The organism is Mesorhizobium sp. 2RAF21 (assembly GCF_052115345.1).
GTDB classification, from domain to species: domain Bacteria; phylum Pseudomonadota; class Alphaproteobacteria; order Rhizobiales; family Rhizobiaceae; genus Mesorhizobium; species Mesorhizobium terrae.
Genome location: NZ_JBFRGM010000009.1, coordinates 66,789 through 85,295, shown reverse-complemented (window position 1 = coordinate 85,295; position 18,507 = coordinate 66,789). Strand labels below are relative to the sequence as shown.

14 protein-coding genes and 2 pseudogenes are annotated in these 18,507 nt (G+C 60.3%); 11 read left to right on the top strand and 5 right to left on the bottom strand.

Annotation, left to right across the window (positions count from 1 at the left end; all coding sequences use genetic code 11):
* Window positions 1-11: 11 nt before the first annotated feature.
* Window positions 12-449, top strand: coding sequence for a pseudoazurin (locus tag AB4136_RS16030; protein WP_441931326.1), 438 nt, complete (start codon window positions 12-14; stop codon window positions 447-449).
* Window positions 446-1,280: pseudogene (locus AB4136_RS16025) on the top strand (methyltransferase domain-containing protein). Before AB4136_RS16030 ends, AB4136_RS16025 begins: the two are co-directional and overlap by 4 nt.
* Here AB4136_RS16025 and AB4136_RS16020 read toward each other — a convergent pair.
* The 5 genes and pseudogenes from AB4136_RS16020 to AB4136_RS16000 form a co-directional block, all read right to left on the bottom strand.
* Window positions 1,274-1,570, bottom strand: a pseudogene (locus AB4136_RS16020) (DUF6925 family protein); the annotation flags it as partial. The pseudogenes AB4136_RS16025 and AB4136_RS16020 sit on opposite strands and share 7 nt — an antisense overlap.
* A gap of 191 nt (window positions 1,571-1,761) precedes the next feature.
* Window positions 1,762-3,900, bottom strand: a complete 2,139-nt coding sequence (scpA, locus tag AB4136_RS16015; protein WP_441931325.1) for a methylmalonyl-CoA mutase — start codon at window positions 3,898-3,900, stop codon at window positions 1,762-1,764.
* Window positions 3,901-3,955: 55 nt separating this feature from the next.
* Window positions 3,956-5,959, bottom strand: coding sequence for an acetyl-CoA carboxylase biotin carboxylase subunit (locus tag AB4136_RS16010; RefSeq protein WP_441931324.1), 2,004 nt, complete (start codon window positions 5,957-5,959; stop codon window positions 3,956-3,958).
* An 11-nt stretch (window positions 5,960-5,970) separates the two neighbouring features.
* The gene (locus AB4136_RS16005; RefSeq protein ID WP_441931323.1) at window positions 5,971-7,503 is read right to left on the bottom strand and encodes an acyl-CoA carboxylase subunit beta; all 1,533 of its coding nucleotides are present in this window, start codon (window positions 7,501-7,503) and stop codon (window positions 5,971-5,973) included.
* A complete protein-coding gene (locus tag AB4136_RS16000; protein WP_441931322.1) occupies window positions 7,503-8,081 on the bottom strand; it encodes a biotin transporter BioY in 579 nt (192 codons plus the stop codon). The genes AB4136_RS16005 and AB4136_RS16000 overlap by 1 nt, the downstream gene beginning before the upstream one ends.
* Before the next feature lie 120 nt (window positions 8,082-8,201).
* On the opposite strand from AB4136_RS16000, the gene AB4136_RS15995 reads away from it, so the two are divergent.
* From AB4136_RS15995 to AB4136_RS15955, 9 genes are all read left to right on the top strand, one after another.
* Window positions 8,202-9,614: a helix-turn-helix domain-containing protein gene (locus AB4136_RS15995; protein WP_441931321.1), complete on the top strand. Its 1,413-nt coding sequence runs from the start codon at window positions 8,202-8,204 to the stop codon at window positions 9,612-9,614.
* A 286-nt stretch (window positions 9,615-9,900) separates the two neighbouring features.
* Complete coding sequence (locus tag AB4136_RS15990) at window positions 9,901-10,992, top strand: ABC transporter substrate-binding protein (protein WP_441931523.1); 1,092 nt, start codon at window positions 9,901-9,903, stop codon at window positions 10,990-10,992.
* A 76-nt stretch (window positions 10,993-11,068) separates the two neighbouring features.
* Window positions 11,069-11,983, top strand: a complete 915-nt coding sequence (locus tag AB4136_RS15985) for an ABC transporter permease subunit (RefSeq protein ID WP_441931320.1) — start codon at window positions 11,069-11,071, stop codon at window positions 11,981-11,983.
* Between the two features lie 2 nt (window positions 11,984-11,985).
* A complete protein-coding gene (gene livM, locus AB4136_RS15980) occupies window positions 11,986-13,272 on the top strand; it encodes a high-affinity branched-chain amino acid ABC transporter permease LivM (RefSeq protein ID WP_441931319.1) in 1,287 nt (428 codons plus the stop codon).
* The gene (locus AB4136_RS15975) at window positions 13,269-14,846 is read left to right on the top strand and encodes an ATP-binding cassette domain-containing protein (RefSeq protein WP_441931318.1); all 1,578 of its coding nucleotides are present in this window, start codon (window positions 13,269-13,271) and stop codon (window positions 14,844-14,846) included. Before livM ends, AB4136_RS15975 begins: the two co-directional genes overlap by 4 nt.
* A 55-nt stretch (window positions 14,847-14,901) precedes the next feature.
* Window positions 14,902-15,312, top strand: coding sequence for a thioesterase family protein (locus tag AB4136_RS15970; protein WP_441931317.1), 411 nt, complete (start codon window positions 14,902-14,904; stop codon window positions 15,310-15,312).
* A gap of 31 nt (window positions 15,313-15,343) precedes the next feature.
* Window positions 15,344-16,663, top strand: a complete 1,320-nt coding sequence (locus tag AB4136_RS15965) for a phenylacetate--CoA ligase family protein (protein WP_441931316.1) — start codon at window positions 15,344-15,346, stop codon at window positions 16,661-16,663.
* Window position 16,664: 1 nt separating this feature from the next.
* Window positions 16,665-17,426: an enoyl-CoA hydratase/isomerase family protein gene (locus AB4136_RS15960; protein ID WP_441931315.1), complete on the top strand. Its 762-nt coding sequence runs from the start codon at window positions 16,665-16,667 to the stop codon at window positions 17,424-17,426.
* Between the two features lie 212 nt (window positions 17,427-17,638).
* Window positions 17,639-18,505 (top strand): PAS domain-containing protein, encoded by an 867-nt coding sequence (locus tag AB4136_RS15955; protein ID WP_441931314.1) that lies wholly within the window; start codon window positions 17,639-17,641, stop codon window positions 18,503-18,505.
* Window positions 18,506-18,507: the final 2 nt, after the last annotated feature.

Below are 18,507 nucleotides of genomic sequence, written 5' to 3'. Positions count from 1 at the left end.
AAGGTCTTTCCATGCGCTCGTTGGTTTTCGCACTCGTCCTCACGCTGGCGGTTCCGACTGCTGCTCTCGCCGAGATGTACGAGGTGAAGATGCTGAACCGCGGCGCAGCCGGGCCGATGACCTACGAGCCTGATTTTCTGTCGCTACAGCCCGGGGACAAGGTGAAGTTCCTGAATGCCAGCGCCGACCACAACGCCGTGACGATCGAGGGCATGGTTCCGGACGGCAATGCCGGCTTCAAGGGCAAGCTCAACGAGGAGATCGAGGTGACGCTCGACCAGGAGGGGTTCTACGGCATCAAGTGTTCGCCGCATTTTGCGATGGGCATGGTGATGGTGATCCGCGTCGGCGGGGCGGCACTGCCGGAGAGCTTTGTCCCTGCCGATGTGCCCGAGCGAGCCCGCAGGCGCTTCGACGAGATCCTGGCGCGGAACGGTTTCGGCAAGTGAGCGACGATCCCCATCGCCCCAACTTTCACCTGAAGGAACAGATCCGCGCCTACTGGTCGGAGCGGGCAAAGACGTTCGACCGCGCCTTCGGCCACGGCATCTCCTCGGACCACGAGTTCAGGGCATGGCAGGAACCGATCCGGACCACCTTAGGGCTACGCCGCTCCATGTCTTCGAACTGGCTTGCGGCACGGGCGAGATCACGAAGCTCATCCAAGATCTGGGCCATGACGTCACCGCGCTCGACTTCTCCGAAGCGATGCTCGGCGTCGCGCGCGCCAAGCACATAGACAAACCGCGCCTACGATTTCTGCTTGCCGACGCAGAGAACACGATGGAGCCGGACCAGTCCTATGACGCCATCGTGTGCCGGCACTTGGTTTGGACGTTGCTGCAGCCCGAGGCAACTTTCCGGGAGTGGCTGCGAATTCTCAAACCCGGCGGCAAGCTGATCGTGTATGATGGCGACTGGGCAAAGCCGACACTACTCGGCAGGATCGCGACCGCCCTGGTTGACCTGATTGACCGGACTTCGGGGCGGACCCATACTATGACGGGTCGTTGAGTGCTCGCCACGCCGAAATAATGCACGCTCTGCCGTTTGCCGACGGGCTCCGATTTGACGTGCTTTCATCCATGCTTTCCCAAGCCGGCTTCGAAAATATCACCAGGCTTTCGCATGCTCCTGTCGCGAGAGCGCAGCGAAAGACCGCCAACCTGCGGAACTCGCTTCGCACCTTCGTCTATCGACGATTTATTCTTACTGCTTCGCGTCCTGCGAAAGCTTTGGAAGGCAGTAGGCGGTATGTCCACGTTACGACCACTCAATGACCGGGAGCATCATCGTCCGCATCATCAGAGGAGCCTGCTTCGCCGTCGTACCGCCACGCGCCTATGTTGAGAAGAAGAGCGGCATCTCCCGAACATTCCGCAAGCTGGGCCGCCTGCCTCAGCGCAATCCGAACGGCCGATCGTGCGAAGCGATCGGCCGCGATTGTGAATGATCCGGGAGCAACTCCGCGAGCGACCGCGTCCGTTGCACCTTTCTTGACGGCCACAATCTCCGGAAGGCCGTAATCCGCCAGCAACATCTGAAATACCTCATGCAAGCCCGTATCAAACGGCTGATCGCGACATCGCTACCCCTTCATTTCAGACCTTGAGCATGAAATTGAACAATTAGCGGCCTCCTGATGGGGGTCAAAAACCAGAAGCGCATAACCACGCGAAGCATAGCCGCCGGTAACACACCAGTCTCTTTCAACGCGGTTGTATATCCGTCAAGTCGCTTTCATGCCGCGAACTAGCCGCATTATTTGAGGTTGCGCTTCTTTCTCTCCAGGAGGTCAAGCACTTGGTGAGCTGCTTCCAGCACGTTGGTGCCAGGACCGAATATAGCCGCGATGCCATGTTGAAAAAGGAACTGATAGTCCCGCCGCGGTACAACGCCGCCAACCACGACGAGAATGTCGTTTGCTCCTTGTGACCTGAGCGCTTCGACCAATCGCGGTGCGAGCGTCTTGTGCCCGGCCGCCAGCGAAGACAAGCCGACGACGTGGACCCCCGAGCGGATCGCCAGTTCGGCGGCCTCATCCGGCGTTTGGAACAGTGGCCCGGCTAGCGTTTCGAATCCGAGGTCACTGAAAGCTGACGCGATAATCTTCGCGCCTCGGTCGTGTCCGTCCTGGCCGAGCTTCGCCACGAGCACCTTCGGCGCCTGACCTGTCATCGCCGAAAGTGAGGAGATCCGCTCGATCAGAGTTTGGTACTCCGGCTCATCTCTATAGGCTGCGCGGTAAACTTCGGTGACAACCGCCGGGATGGCAGAATGGTCGCCGAATGCCTCTCGCAGGGCATCCGACATCTCGCCGAGGGTCGCACGTGCCCGGGCGGCTTTTATAGCCGCCGCGAGAATGTTGCCCTTGCCGCTGGCAGCGGCCTCGCCAAGCGCGGCAAGGGCTGCGTCGACGCGCTTGGGATCGCGCTGACGCTTGATCTGTTCGATGCGCCTGATCTGAGCCGTCCGTACCGCCGCATTGTCGATGTCCCGAACGTCGATCTGGTCCTCAGTCTCCAACCGATATCTGTTAACCCCGACGATCACCTCCTCGCCCTTGTCGACGGCCGCCTGCCGGCGGGTTGCCACCTCCTCAATGAGGCGCTTGGGCACGCCCTCGACGACGGCCTTGGTCATGCCGCCCAGCGCCTCGATCTCCTCAATCAAGGCCCATGCCTTGTCGGCCAGTTCGGCCGTCAGGCTCTCGACGTAATAGGAGCCGGCAAGCGGGTCGACCACGCGTGTGACGCCGGTCTCATGCTGCAGGATCAGTTGCGTGTTGCGGGCGATGCGGGCCGACAATTCGGTTGGCAGCGCGATCGCCTCGTCGAAGGCGTTGGTGTGCAGCGATTGCGTCCCGCCGAGCACGGCCGACATGGCCTCGAAGGCCGACCGGACGATGTTGTTGTAGGGGTCCTGCTCCTGCAGCGAGACGCCGGACGTCTGGCAGTGCGTGCGCAGCATCGAGGATTCCGGCTTCGTGGGCGAGAATTCCTGCATGATGCGCGACCACAGAAGCCGCGCCGCCCTGAGCTTCGCCGCTTCCATGAAGAAGTTCATGCCGATGCAGAAGAAGAAGGACAACCGCCCGGCGAAATCGTCGACATCGAGGCCTTTGGCGATCGCCGCGCGCACATATTCACGCCCGTCCGCCAGCGTGAAGGCGAGCTCCTGAACGAGCGTCGCCCCGGCCTCCTGCATGTGATAGCCCGATATCGAGATCGAGTTGAACTTCGGCATCTCCTTGGCCATGTAGCCAATGATGTCGGCTACGATGCGCATCGAGGGGTCGGGCGGGTAGATATAGGTGTTGCGGACCATGAACTCCTTGAGGATGTCGTTCTGGATTGTTCCCGACAGCTTTTCGCGCGATACGCCCTGCTCCTCGCCAGCGACGATGAAGCTTGCAAGAATGGGGACCACCGCGCCGTTCATGGTCATGGACACCGAGATCCTGTCGAGCGGTATGCCGTCGAACAGGATCTTCATGTCCTCGACCGAGTCGATCGCCACGCCGGCCTTGCCGACATCGCCCTCGACCCTGCCGTGGTCGGAATCATAGCCGCGATGCGTGGCGAGGTCGAAGGCGACCGACACGCCCTGCTGCCCGGCGGCCAGCGCCTTGCGATAGAATGCGTTGGATTCCTCTGCCGTCGAGAAGCCGGCATATTGCCGGATCGTCCATGGCCGGCCGGCATACATCGTCGCCTTCGGCCCACGGATGAACGGCGCCAGGCCTGGCAACGAATTCAAATGATCGATCCGGTCAAGGTCGTCGGCCGAATAGAGCGGCTTGATGTCAATCCCTTCCGGCGTGTGCCAGATCAGCGTGTCGGGTGAAAGCTTGAGTTCGCGCTCGGCAAGCGTTGCCCAAGCGGAAAGTTTGTCGGTCAATGGCGGTACCCCTTGCGAGTGCCGCACTTTCGAACGCCCTGGACGATCATCGCGCCTACTCGAACTCCATGATCAGCTCGTCCACCGCCAGGCTCGATCCTGGCTCGGCGGCGATGCGCTTGACCGTGCCCCTGCGTTCGGCGCGCAGCACGTTTTCCATCTTCATCGCCTCGACGGTCGCTAGCGCCTGGCCGGCCTCCACCGCATCGCCCTCGCTGACGGCAATCGTGGTGACGACGCCCGGCATCGGACAGAGCAGCATGCGAGACATGTCCGGCGGCAGCTTCCTCGGCATCAACGCCGCGAGTTCCGCCACACGCGGACTGCGCAGATAGACGATCTCGTCCATGCCGCCCCGCCGCAGCCGCCAACCGCTACCGGCAGCTTCGGTCTTCACCCCAAGAGGCGATCCGTCGACTACGAAGCTTGCGTGGCTGCGGCCCGGCAGCCAGTCGCTCGACACGGCGTGCGAGGTTCCCCCGTCAAAGCTGGCGATCACCCTGCCGCCTTCCTCGCGCGTCGAGACATTGAAGGAAAAGCCGGCAAGCGTGGCCACCCAGTCGCAGCCGACCTCGCGCGGGTGGTTGGCGAGCGCGCCGGAAATTAGCACGCCCCGCGTCTGCTGGCGCAGATTGAGGAAGGCAGCGACGGCTGCCAATCCTCGCGCCTGCTGTTCGGTGGGGTGAACGCCCGAAAACCCATCGGGAAATTCCTCCGCGATGAAGGCGGTCGTCAGGCGCCCCTCGCGAAAGCGCGGATGCTCCATGACCGCCGACAGGAACGGCAGATTGTGGCCGATACCCTCGACCTCGAAATCGTCGAACGCCTTGGCCATCGCATCGACCGCCGCCAGCCGGTCGGGCGCCCAGGTGCAGAGCTTCGCGATCATCGGGTCGTAGTACATCGAGATCTCGCCGCCCTCGACGACGCCGGTGTCGTTGCGCACGATCGTGCCGTCCTCACGCCTGCCTTCGACCGGCGGCCGGTAGCGTTTCAGGCGGCCGATCGATGGCAGGAAGCTGCGATATGGATCCTCCGCATAGAGCCGGCTTTCGATTGCCCAGCCGTTGAGCGTCACGTCGTCCTGGGTGATGCGCAGCCTTTCGCCCGCCGCAACGCGGATCATCTCCTCGACCAGGTCGATCCCAGTGATCAACTCGGTCACGGGATGCTCCACCTGCAGCCGCGTGTTCATCTCGAGGAAGTAGAACTGTCTCTCAGCGTCGACTATGAACTCGACCGTACCGACTGAAAAATAGCCGACCGCCTTGCAGAGCGCGACGGCCTGCTCGCCCATGGCCTTACGGGTCGCGGCATCCAGGAAGGGCGACGGTGCTTCCTCGATGACTTTCTGGTTGCGGCGTTGGATCGAGCATTCGCGCTCGCCGAGGTAGATGAGGTTGCCGTGCTGGTCGCCCAGAACCTGGATCTCGATATGGCGCGGCTGGGTGATGAACTTTTCGATGAAGATGCGGTCGTCGCCGAAGGAGGATTTCGCCTCGTTCTTCGACGATTGAAAGCCCTCACGGACCTCGGTGTCGTTCCAGGCGATGCGCATGCCCTTGCCGCCCCCACCTGCGGAAGCCTTGATCATCACCGGATAGCCGATTTGGCCGGCAATCCGGACCGCGTTGTCGGCATCGTCGATCAGGCCCATATGGCCTGGCACTGTCGACACGCCGGCGGACGCGGCGATATTCTTCGACGTGATCTTGTCGCCCATAGCCTCGATCGCGACCGGCGGGGGTCCGATGAAGGCGACACCGTCGGCCATCAGCGCTTCGGCGAAATTGGAATTCTCCGACAGGAAGCCATAACCGGGATGGACGGCGTCGGCACCGGTGGCCTTCACTGCGTCGAGTATCTTGCCGATGACGATATAGGACTGGCTCGACGGCGCCGGACCGATATGGACTGCTTCGTCGGCAAGCCGCGTATGCAACGCCTCGCGGTCAGCATCGGAATAGACCGCAACGGTCTTGATGCCGAGTTTCTTCGCGGTCCTGATGACCCGACAGGCGATCTCGCCGCGATTGGCGATGAGGATTTTCCCGAACATGCTTCAGCAGCTCACAGCGGTATCGTGTCGTGCTTCTTCCAGCGTGAATCGAGGCTCTTGCCACGTAACGCGGCGAAGGCGCGGGCGATGCGTCGACGCGACGAATGCGGCATGATCACCTCGTCGATGAAACCGCGTTCGGCAGCCACGAATGGATTGGCAAAACGCGCCTCGTAATCCTTGGTGCGGACGGCGATCTTGTCCTTGTCGCCAAGCTCGGAGCGATAGAGGATCTCCGTTGCGCCCTTCGCGCCCATCACCGCGATCTCGGCCGTCGGCCAGGCGTAGTTGACGTCGGCGCCGATATGCTTGGAGGCCATGACGTCGTAGGCGCCGCCATAGGCCTTGCGCGTGATCAGCGTCACCATCGGCACGGTCGCCTGGCTGTAGGCAAACAGCAGCTTTGCACCGTGCTTGATGACGCCGCCATATTCCTGCGCGGTGCCCGGCAGGAAGCCGGGCACGTCGACCAGGGTCAGGATCGGGATCGAGAAGGCATCGCAGAAGCGCACGAAGCGTGCCGCCTTGCGCGAGCTATCGATGTCGAGGCACCCGGCCAGCACCATCGGCTGGTTTGCAACAATGCCGACCGTCTGACCCTCGATGCGCAGGAAACCGGTGATGATGTTGCGCGCAAAAGCCTGCTGGATTTCGAAGAAATCGCCCTCGTCGGCAATGGCGAGGATCAGCTCCTTCATGTCGTAGGGTTTTGCGGCGCTGTCTGGGATCAGCGTGTCCAGCCGTATCTCCAGCCGCGACGGATCATCGTGGAAGGGCCGCACCGGCGGCTTCCCGCGGTTGTTAAGCGGCAGGAAGTCGAACAGCATGCGCACCTGTTCCAGCGCCTCGACATCGTTGTCGAAAGCTCCGTCGGCGACCGACGATTTCTGCGTATGCGTGCGCGCGCCGCCCAGTTCCTCCGCAGTGACCAGTTCGTTGGTGACCGTCTTCACGACGTCGGGGCCGGTAACGAACATGTAGGAGGTGTCGCGCACCATGAAGATGAAGTCGGTCATTGCCGGTGAGTAGACGGCCCCTCCGGCGCACGGTCCCATGATCACCGAGATCTGCGGGATGACGCCGGAAGCGTCGACGTTGCGCTTGAACACGTCGGCATAGCCGGCGAGCGAGGCGACACCCTCCTGGATGCGCGCGCCGCCGGAATCGTTGAGCCCGATGACGGGCGCGCCGTTGCGCAGCGCCATGTCCATGATCTTGCAGATCTTCTGGGCATGCGTCTCGGACAGCGAGCCGCCCAGCACCGTGAAATCCTGCGAGAACACATAGACGAGGCGGCCGTTGATCGCGCCCCAGCCGGTGACAACACCGTCGCCCGCGATCTTTTGTTCGGCCATGCCGAACTCGACCGAGCGATGTGTCACGTACATGTCGAATTCCTCGAACGAGCCCTCGTCGAGGAGCACGTCGAGACGCTCGCGCGCGGTCAGCTTGCCCTTGGCGTGCTGCGCATCGATGCGCCTCTGCCCGCCGCCGAGGCGAGCTTCGGCCCGACGCGTCTCAAGTTGTTCGAGGATGGCGCGCATCACTTGTCTGTCGACGTGAGCGTCTTCCAAGCAAGCGGGAAGACAAGAGCAGCCAACGCGGCCTTGGCGAGATCGCCCAAAATGAATGGCGTAAGGCCATATTGCAGCACCGGTTTATCGAAGCCGATAACCCAACCGAGCCACAACAGTCCAGGAACATAAATGACCGCTCCAGCGAGAAAGGCTGCGACCATGGCGGTGACCGGATGGCGATCCCAACCGCGCATGGCTAGCGATCCGGCCAGCAGCACGGACGGGATATATCCGAGGAGGTAGCCGCCGGTGGGGCCCATCATGTAGGCGATGCCGATGCCCTTCGCTGGTGTTCCGGCGAAGACCGGTAGTCCGGCCGCGCCCACCGCGAGGTAGAGGAGAACCGCGGCAGCGCCCCGCCGCAGCCCGAGGGCAAAGCCAAGCCCAATCACGACCAGCGTCTGCATCGTCAGGGGAACGGGATAGAACGGCACGGAGATCTTGGCAGAGGTGGCGAGCAGTATTGATGCCAAGACGAGCGCGGTCGCCTCGAGGATCAGACCGCCGGCACCGCGCCGTTCAGTGAGTGCATTGAAGAGCGTCACGACTTTTCTCCCGTGGAATTTCGGAGCCCGATAGCCGGCGCAATGCAGGAAGAAAATGATTGAACAGGTGCAAAAGCGTATTATACAAACTTGCAAAATGCGAAATGCGGATTTGCGAATATGGCTCCTTCAAAACTTTTCATAGGCCGCAAGATCCGCGAACTACGCGATGCCAACAAGTCGACCCAAGCTGCTTTCGCCGAGAAGCTGGGGATCTCAACCAGCTACCTCAACCAGATCGAAAACAACCAACGCGCCGTTTCCGCCGCAGTATTGCTTTCCGTCGCCGAGCGGTTCCGAATTGACATCTCTACTTTTTCGACTAGCGACGGCGACAGACTGATTTCAGCACTTAGGGAGACGTTGGCCGATCCGCTGTTCGGCGTGTTGTCACCAGGCTTGCAGGAACTCAAGCTGGTGGCACAGAGCGCTCCAACCTTTGCCCACGCACTACTCGCTTGCCATCAAGCCTATAGGCGCAACAGCGAGCAGCTTGCGAGCATCGACGATCAGATGGTGCGCACCGATAGCTTTGCCCAACCCACTCCCTACGAGGAGGTGCGCGACTTCTTTCATTTCGTCGACAACTATATCGATGAACTGGATATTGCCGCCGAAGGTCAAGCGACTGTGCTGAAAGTCGGCAAGCAGACTGGCGTTGAGGTTCTGGCAGAACATCTCGAAAAGCAACATGGAGTGCGTTTCGCAAGCGAAAGTACAGAAACCGGATTGCTGCGCCGCTATGACGCAAAGGCGCGCGTGCTCTATTTGAGTCCTTACTTAAATGGTCCGTCACGCGCGTTCCAGCTTGCCTTTCAAATTGGATCCCTGGAGCAGCGTGTTGAGATCGACAAGATCATCGCCCGCGCTAGCTTCCGCACGCCCGAAGCAGAGGAAATCTGTCGCATTGGATTGTGCAATTACTTCGCGGGTGCTCTCGTGCTGCCGTATGCGCAATTTCTAACTGTCGCGAAGGAATTGCGTCATGACATCGAACTGTTGGCCGCTCGGTTTGGTACAAGTCTAGAGCAAGTGGCGCACAGGCTTTCAACCTTGCAACGACTCGGACATAAGGGCGTGCCGGTTTTTTTTGCGCGTATCGATCGTGCTGGCAACATCACCAAACGCCACAGCGCAGCTAAACTACAGTTCGCGAGATATGGGGCCGCTTGCCCATTGTGGAACGCTTATGAGGCTTTCGAAACGCCAGGACGCATTGTGCGGCAGCTCGCACAAATGCCAGACGGCGCGCGGTACCTCTCGATCGCTACGGAGACTTCCAAGCGCAGCGGCGGCTTTTCTGCGCCGCAACGCCGGTACGCGATCGCGCTTGGCTGTGATGTCGCTCACGCGGAGCAGTTCGTGTATGCTGACGACCTTAAGCTCGCAAAAAGCGCCGCCTTTCAGCCAATCGGCATTTCTTGCCGGATCTGCGAAAGAGCGAATTGCGAACAACGCGCCGTGCCCCCGCTCAACCAGCGGCTGCGCAGTGACCCCGACTCGCGAGCTGCCCTGCCTTATGTACTCTGCTAGGGCAGACCTTGAACGCAGACGTTTCGAACACCCCGAAACAAAACAAAACGTGCGTAACGATACGTTACGTTACAGTTTGTTGTCTTGCGAGTGACCGTGAGCTGTTCAAATCCAGTAAACCTATGATAAGATTGACATTCATACTGCAAAGCCAAACTGGCACGTTTCCTGATTGCCATGAGGAAAGCGGTGGGGCTAGGTCGTGAAGGCCGGCCAAACCGTCAGAACATCTCGGCGTTCAAGCCGAGAGGACACAGCCTCAAGAGTGGAACAGGAGAAGGCAATGTTGAAACGGTTCTTACTATCGACGACGGCAGCCCTAATGACATGCGGCATCGCAAACGCCGATGTGGTGTTGGGTGTTGTTGGTCCGGTCACTGGACAATATGCATCGTTCTTCGATCAGATCACGCATGGTGCAAAAGCGGCTACTGAAGCAATCAACGCCAAAGGCGGGCTCAACGGGGAAAAGATCGTTCTGCAGATCGAGGACGACGCATGTGATCCAAAGCAAGCCGTCGCCGTCGCCAACAAACTGGCCAGCCAGCCAGTCGCGGCCGTGATCGGGCATTTCTGCTCATCATCGTCCATCCCCGCTTCGGACGTCTACGCCGAGTCGGGCATTCCGATGATCAGCGCGGCATCAACGAACCCTCTCTTGACCGACCGCGGCCTTACGACTGTCTTCCGCACATCCGGGCGGGACGATCAGCAGGCGGGTGTTGCGGCGGCGGCGATCGTCGACAAGAAGCTGGGTACGAAGGTCGCGATCGTTCACGACAAGTCGACCTACGGTCAAGGCCTGGCGGAGGGAGTCAAGAAGGGTCTGAACGAGAAGGGTGTTACGGAAGTTGTCTTTGACACGGTCACGCAAGGCGACAAGGACTTTTCGACGCTAATCTCCAAACTTAAGCAAGCCAATGTCGACTTAGTCTTTTTCGGGGGCTACTTCGCCGAGGGCGGCCTGCTCGTGCGACAGGCGCGCGAACAGGGCCTGCAGGCAACATTCATGGGCGGCGATGGCATCGCAGCGAGCGAATTCGCCAGCATCGCCGGGCCTGCTGCGGACGGCTTCCTAATGACCTTCTACCCCGATCCGCGCAACAATCCGGGCGTCGAGGCTATCGTCAAGGGTTTCCGCGACAACGGCTACGAGCCCGAGGGCTACACGCTCTACACGTACGCCGCGCTCCAAGTCTACAGCGAGGCCGTGAAGGCTGCCGGCTCGGCAGACGGAGCGAAGGTTGCGGAATCCCTGCATTCAGGCACCTTCGACACCGTGCTCGGCAAGGTGAAATTTGACCAGAAGGGCGATCCGAATACGGAGCCCTTTATCCTCTACACCTGGAAAGACGGTAAGTACGCTCCAAGCAACTGAGCGGCTCACCGGCAGCGCCCAGGCGTTCACTCCCGTTGGCCTGGGCGCTTTTTTCTCCCAGAGGCGAAATCGAACGATGGCTTATTTTCTGCAGCAGACCATCAATGGTCTGACCCTTGGCGCTATCTACGGGTTGATTGCGCTCGGCTACACGATGGTTTTCGGAATCATCGGCATGATTAATTTCGCCCACGGCGAAATTTACATGATCGGTGCCTTCATCTCGCTGATTTTCTTCACGCTGCTCGGTCTGCTCGGCATCAGCTGGGCGCCGCTTGCCATCATTCTCGTTCTCATTATCACCGTGTTCTTCACAGCTTTTTACGGCTGGGCCGTTGAGCGTATTGCCTACCGTCCCCTGCGCGGATCGTTCCGCCTCGCGCCGCTGATTTCGGCGATCGGCATGTCCATTTTCCTCCAGAACTATGTGCAACTGCTGCAGGGTGCGCGGCTGCGGACGTTGCCGGCGATGGTGACGGGCGGCGTTTCCTTGTTCGAAGCCGACGGCTTCACAGTTCAGATTACTTACATGCAGATTGCAATCATCGCGTTGACGTTCGTGCTTATGTTGGCACTGCGCTTCCTGATCGAAAGCACCGCGCTCGGAAGGTCACAACGGGCGTGTGAGCAGGATCTCGAAATGTCGGGAATGCTCGGCATCCCGGTGAACAACACGATCTCCATCACATTCGTCATTGGCGCGGTACTCGCAGCCGCCGCAGGCATGATGGTGACGCTGTACTATGGCTCGATCGATTTCTTCATAGGCTTCTTGGCGGGTGTAAAGGCCTTCACCGCGGCGGTTCTGGGCGGGGTTGGCTCCATTGCCGGCGCCATGCTCGGGGGTCTGCTGATTGGCTTGGTCGAGGCCTATTGGGGCGGCTACGTCTCAGGAGCCTATAAGGATGTCGCCGTCTTCGCCGTGCTCATCTTCGTCCTCACCGTTCTGCCAACCGGTCTGCTCGGCCGGCCCCACATCCAGAAGGTGTGACGATGCAAGCGAAGAAATCGATATTTCGTGAGGCGTGGCGCGATGCAACGGTGACGGCCGTAATCGCCCTGATCCTTGCCCTTCCGTTGGTTGGATTCCGGCTGCAGGACCATGGCGGAGACACCAGTCTAACACTGCGGCCATATCTGCTTTTAGCCGCGGTCGTCGCGGTCTTCCTCGGCCGCTTGCTAATCTCCTTGAGGGCGGGGTCTGTGCTTGTGTCGGTCGGCAGAATGATCCAATTGCCGCGCCTCAGTTCCAGCCAGTCAACAGTCGCACTCGGCATCGCGATTGTCGCCGCTATTCTTCTGCCGGTTATGCCGTTCGCGAGCCGCTACCAACTCGATCTCGCAACCACCTTTCTGATCTACGTCATGCTTGGCTGGGGGTTGAACATCGTCGTCGGCATGGCTGGTCTGTTGGACCTCGGTTACGTCGCCTTTTATGCAGCGGGCGCCTATACACTTGCATTGCTGTCGACTTACTTCGGCTTGGGCTTCTGGGAAGCTCTACCGATCGCCGGCCTTGCAGCGGCGACGCTCGGCGTGCTGCTCGGCTTCCCCGTTTTGCGTCTCCGCGGCGACTATCTTGCGATCGTCACCCTCGGCTTCGGCGAGATCATCCGGCTTATCCTTCTCAACTGGACCGAGGTCACCGGTGGTCCGAACGGCATCTCGGGGGTTCCGCGGCCGAGCTTCTTTGGACTTTCCTTCCTCCCGGCTTCCGCCGAGGGCCAGACGTTCAGCCAGTTCTTCGGCCTAGCTTTCTCTCCCTTGCAGCGGGTTGCGTGGCTCTACTACATCATCTTGGCTCTAGCGTTGCTGACCCTGGTGTTCACGAACCGGTTGCGCCGGCTACCGATCGGCCGCTCATGGGAGGCTTTGCGTGAAGACGAAGTTGCCTGTCAGGCGGTCGGCCTGAACACGACGATAGTCAAACTCTCGGCCTTTGCGCTCGGCGCGATGCTCGGTGGGATCGCCGGTTGCTTCTTTGCTGCGCGGCAGGGCTTCGTTAGCCCCGAGAGCTTCACCTTCTCTGAAAGCGCCGTCATCCTAGCCATCGTCGTGCTTGGCGGCATGGGCAGCCAGATGGGTGTAGTCATCGCTGCGGCTGTTCTCGTCGGGTTGCCCGAACTTGGACGGCATCTTGCCGAGTACCGCATGTTGCTCTTTGGCGTCGCCATGGTCGTAATCATGATCTGGCGACCACGTGGCTTGCTTGCGGGGAGACGGCCCTCGGTCACTGCAAGCATTCCGTCGAGCGTTGGCGCGGTTGGAGAGGCCGCGTGAGCCCCTATGCAGTCAAACGATCCACATTGATCGTTCGCGGCTTGACGATGGGCTTCGGTGGCATCGTTGCTGTTGACTCAGTCGACCTCGAGGCTTCTTCCGGCGAGATCACCGCCATCATTGGCCCGAATGGCGCCGGCAAGACGACCGCCTTCAACTGCGTAACCGGCTACTACCGTCCGACATCCGGCACCGTCCACGTCGAGCGGGAGGGGAATTCGCTGCGGGTCGACAAACTCGCTGGACACGATGTGGTTCACAAGGCTGGTATCGCACGGACATTTCAGAACATCCGGCTGTTTTCCGGCATGACGGCGCTGGAAAACCTGCTGGTTGCTCAGCATCGGACCCTGAGCAGGTCAGGCGCTCTTCAGATTGCCGGTCTTTTCGGCCTCAAGCTCTATCGTGACGCCGAGGCTAAGGCGGTCGAGAAGGCGATGCATTGGCTCGACCGGATCGGCATCGCCGCACGCGCCAATGATGAGGCGGGCGCACTCCCTTACGGGGCGCAACGCCGGTTGGAAATCGCCCGAGCCATGTGTCTGGAACCGACCTTCCTTTGCCTAGACGAGCCTGCTGCCGGCCTCAATCCCCAGGAATCGAAAAGGCTAGGGGAACTGCTGACGCGTCTCAGAGACGAACTTGGGATCGGAATTCTTCTGATCGAGCATGACATGGGGGTCGTAATGAACGTCTCCGACAAAGTCGTGGTACTCGAGCATGGACAAAAGATCGCCGAAGGCAAGCCTGCAGCGGTTCAAAGAGATCCCCGGGTGTTGAAAGCTTATCTCGGCGAAGCCGATCCTGACACCGTAGCAGCGCCAAGAGGTAGCTTGAGACCCGGGAAGCAGCGGCCGCTGCTGGAATTGCGCAACCTCAGCAGCGGCTACGGTGGCTCCGAAGTGCTTCATGGATTGAACATGCGCTTCGATGAGGGCGAAATCGTCACAATACTTGGTGCCAACGGTGCGGGCAAATCCACGCTGCTGCGTTCGATCTTCGGCTTGCCAAACAAGATAACCGGCGACGTGCTGTTCGAAGGCGAAGCAATCAACAGGTTTCCCTCCCACAAGGTTGCGCGGTTGGGCATTGCCCACGCGCCGGAAGGCCGCCGCATCATGCCACAGATGACTGTTCTGGAGAACCTGCAACTCGGCGCGACGGTCAACGCTGGGGCGCATTTCGACGAAGACGTCAAGGTGGCCTTCAAAATGTTTCCGGTGTTGGAGCGCCGCTCAACTCAGCGAGCCGGAACGCTCTCGGGTGGCGAGCAGCAGATGCTGGCAATCGGCCGCGCGCTGGTGCAGCGGCCGAAGCTTCTGCTGCTTGACGAGCCATCGCTCGGCCTAGCACCGCTCGTCATCCAGCAGATCTTCCGAGCGATCCGCGAGATCAACGAGCTGAACGGCATTACCGTCATCCTGGTCGAGCAGAACGCTATGCAAGCGCTGGCGATCTCCGACCGGGGGTATGTGCTTCAGACCGGCCGGGTGGTCCACCAGGGACTTGCTTCGGAACTGGCAGCGATGCCGGAAGTCCGGAGCGCTTACTTGGAAGGCCACGTCGCGCACTGACCTAAGGTGTGCGCCACTGGCATCGACTGCACGCGAAGATGGAACGGAGACCCCAATGACCCACAAACTGGAACCCGGAGACAAGGATACGGTCCAGAACATAGTAAGTCCTGACCGTACAGCCGCGGCGTTCGCCGCCGAACCGGGCGAGAGCTTCCCGTCGGTGCTCGCGACGCCTTTCCTGATAGCCGACATGGAGCGCGCCTGCGCCCGCCTTCTGAAGCCTCTGCTGGGCCACGGCGAGCTTTCAGTCGGCGCGCACATCGACGTACGCCACGTGGCGCCAACGGGGGTTGGGGGCCGCTATCGCGCAACCGCGACCTTTTCGGAGGAGAAGCCGCCGCTCTACTGGTTCGACGTGGTTGCGGAGGATGCCATGGGCGTTATCGGCAAGGGACGGATCGCTCGGGCGATTGTCCGAGAAGATGCGATCGTCGCCCGTGGCAATGCTTCGGCTCAGTCGTAAATCAAACAAGAATTCGATCAGAGACGGTTCAATGACATATCCCAGTCTGCTTCATCCTGACGTCGAGACACTTTCGCCAGACAACCTGGCTTGCCTGCAGAACTTGAAATGGGAGAAGCAGCGCCAGTATTTGGCCGGCAACTCCAGCTTCTATCAGTCGAAACTCGGCGGCGCGCTGAAGAAGGAGATGACCCTCGATAACCTTCAGGATGTGTCGCTCACCGATAAGGATGAGTTGCGCGCCTCGCAGGAGAATGACTATCCGTTCGGCAACTATGTTGCATGCTCGCCCGACAAGGTTGTGCGCATCCACCGAACATCCGGCACCACGGGCCGTGCGCTGATCCTCGCCAACAGCGCCAAGGATGCCGACATCATTGCCGAGCAGGGCGCCCGCGGCATGTGGGCCTCCGGCCTGCGCCCGTCGGACCGCGTCGTTCATTGCCTCAATTACCAGATGTGGACCGGCGGACTGACCGATCACATGACACTCGAAGCCACCGGCGCGACCGTGCTGCCCTATGGCATCGGTGGGACGAAACGGCTGGTTGAAGTTATCCGCGACCTGGGCATCAATGTCATTTCCTCGACCCCATCCTATCCGGCGCTGCTGGAAAAAACGCTACGGGAGGATTTCGATCTAAAGCCCCGCGACCTCGGCCTGAGACTGGCGCTGTTCGGCGGGGAGGCCGGACTGGACAACGCGGCTTTCCGTCAAGCCATGGAGGAAACTTGGGGGTTCGAAGTCCGAAACGCCAATTTCGGGCTCAGTGAAGTGATGAGTACGATGGGAAGTCAGTGCGAGCACACGACCGACCTTCATTTCCTCAGCGGCGACGTGCTCTTCCTCGAAGTGCTCGACACCCGCAACGGCCAGAGGCTGAAGCTGGAAGACGGTACGACCGGTGAGCTGGTCTGCACGCATCTCGAAAAAGAATGCCAACCGCTGATCCGTTATCGAACGCGCGACGTCATCACCATCACCGGGACCGAGCAGTGCTCGTGCGGTCGTCGCTCTTTTCGCTTCCGCGTCACCGGCCGAACCGACGACATGTTCAACGTTCGTGGCGTCAACGTTTTCCCGTCGGCAATTCACAAGGTCATAACCTCGGCACAGCAACTTGCATCCGGACATTTTCGGATCGTCCTCGATGGACCTGGGCCATACGACCGCGTCAAGGTGCTGGCCGAGGCCGCGGCCCAAGTGCCGCAGCAGGACTGGAATGGCGTGGCTCGTGAACTGGAGAAACGCATCCGCGACACGATCGGCGCAAGCGCCGACATCGATATCGTTCCTTTTGAAAGCCTCCCGCGAACCGACGGCAAAACGTCCCTGATAGAGAGGGTGTGACATGGCATTCGTCGATGTGAAGAAGAACGGCACCATCGCCTTGGTCATGCTGGACAGGCCGGATCGTCTCAACGCAATCTCAAGCACGCTCGCGATCGAACTGCACGACGCGCTGTTCCATGTGAACAACGACCCGGAGGTTCGGGCTATTATCCTCGGCGGCAATGGTCGCGCCTTCTGTGCAGGCGACGACTTGAAGGAATTCGATCTTCAGACCGCCGACGACGCTGCGACGGTCCGGCACATCCAGGCGATCCAGCGCGTCACCTACGACCTCCTCTTTGGCAGCAAGCTCGTCGTGGGCGCGATCCATGGATACGCGGTCGGCGGCGGCTTTGAATGGATGCTCAACTGCGATCTGATTGTCGCCTCGGAAGAGTTGACAGCGTTTTTCCCCGAGACGCAGTGGGGACAGTTCCCTACCGGAGGGGTTACGCATCTTCTGCCGCAAGCCATCGGCTACCAGCATGCAATGGAACTACTCGTCCTTGGCGAAAAGCAGACGGCCCGGGGCCTTATGGATCGTGGCCTGGTCAATTGGGTAGTCCCCAAGGAACAGGTTATGACCAAAGCCACCGCCGTGGCGGAACTCGCGGCGTCGAAATCGCCGTTTTCGGTTTCGGCATTGAAGCGCCTCCTTACAAGCGGGATCTCGCCGGATCTGGGCCGAGCGCTGCACCTTGAAGAGGTGATAACGATCGAATCGTTCAAGACCGCTGAAGCTCGAGAACGGTCCAAGCAGTTTCCCACTAACAAGGGTTGACGAACTGGGTCTTGGGTATGAAAGTGATATGTTCGTAACAAAACGTATCGGTTAATATGCTAGCCGCCACCTCAGGTCCGAATTCCACAAACGCCGAGTTGACACGGGCGGACGTACCCGAAAGCGTGCTCCGCTCTTGGAATCGGCTTGCCGGTCACCGGATAGAGCTTTCGACCGAGTTCCAACATCCGCAACGGTCGGAACCATCTCCGATGCCTGATGAACTAGTGAAGTCGATCCGCCGGATCGGGCCAAAACTGCGTTCAATCGCCAGCAATCCAGATGAATGCATCTGCGTGCTCGTTGACGCGGCAGGCAACCTTGCCGCTTTCGACGGCGGCTTGGCCATTACGCGGCGCTTGGCCGAGGGCGGCTGGCGCAGCCAATTGTCGTTCCTGGAAGACTTCGCCGGCACCAACGCGGTCGACCTGTCTTTGCGCGAGCGTGAGCCGTTCATAACCTTCGGATCGCATCATACGGTCGGAATCTTGCGTGACGTCACCATCATTGCCCATCCGCTCCTATCGCAGGACGGAGAGTTGTTCGGAGCCATCGGCCTGCTGGTTCGTGCGGGAGAGGATCGCAGGGACGCGCAGGCCGTGACCGCGATTTCGGCGATGATGCTGGAACTTGTGCTGCAGGTCGACATGTCGAAAACGCATCTATCACGGCTTTTCGCGGAGCAGAAGGCGATCGCCAATGCGATGAAGGACGGCATGATGGTCGTCAACCGCGCGGGCGCCATCGAATATATGAACTCGCCGGCAGGTCGGATTCTGAAGGTCGACCCCGAAAAGTCGATCGGAAGAAAGCTGGCGGACGTGCTTGGCTTCGAACCGGTGATCGCCTCCATTTTCGAGACGGGCTCGGGTTATTCCGATGAGGAAGTTCGGATCAAGAACGAATTCGCCGACCTTCATCTGATCGATACCGCAGTGCCGATCAAGGATGGAGCGGGCCGAGTGCTCTCCGTCGTCAACACATCCGCGAATTCGGTTCTGTCGCCAAGGTCACTCAAAAATTCGGAGGCAATCAGGCGCACTATTCTTTCGACAGCGTTGTTGGCCAATCGGCCATAATC

Excerpts from the sequence above, each read along its gene's own strand:
- AB4136_RS15970 (WP_441931317.1), top strand. The coding sequence starts at position 14,902 with ATGACCCACAAACTGGAACCCGGAGACAAGGATACGGTCCAGAACATA.
- AB4136_RS16010 (WP_441931324.1), bottom strand. The coding sequence starts at position 5,959 with ATGTTCGGGAAAATCCTCATCGCCAATCGCGGCGAGATCGCCTGTCGG.
- AB4136_RS15965 (WP_441931316.1), top strand. The coding sequence starts at position 15,344 with ATGACATATCCCAGTCTGCTTCATCCTGACGTCGAGACACTTTCGCCA.
- AB4136_RS15960 (WP_441931315.1), top strand. The coding sequence starts at position 16,665 with ATGGCATTCGTCGATGTGAAGAAGAACGGCACCATCGCCTTGGTCATG.
- AB4136_RS15995 (WP_441931321.1), top strand. The coding sequence starts at position 8,202 with ATGGCTCCTTCAAAACTTTTCATAGGCCGCAAGATCCGCGAACTACGC.
- AB4136_RS16005 (WP_441931323.1), bottom strand. The coding sequence starts at position 7,503 with ATGCGCGCCATCCTCGAACAACTTGAGACGCGTCGGGCCGAAGCTCGC.
- AB4136_RS15985 (WP_441931320.1), top strand. The coding sequence starts at position 11,069 with ATGGCTTATTTTCTGCAGCAGACCATCAATGGTCTGACCCTTGGCGCT.
- AB4136_RS16030 (WP_441931326.1), top strand. The coding sequence starts at position 12 with ATGCGCTCGTTGGTTTTCGCACTCGTCCTCACGCTGGCGGTTCCGACT.
- AB4136_RS15955 (WP_441931314.1), top strand. The coding sequence starts at position 17,639 with ATGCCTGATGAACTAGTGAAGTCGATCCGCCGGATCGGGCCAAAACTG.
- livM (WP_441931319.1), top strand. The coding sequence starts at position 11,986 with ATGCAAGCGAAGAAATCGATATTTCGTGAGGCGTGGCGCGATGCAACG.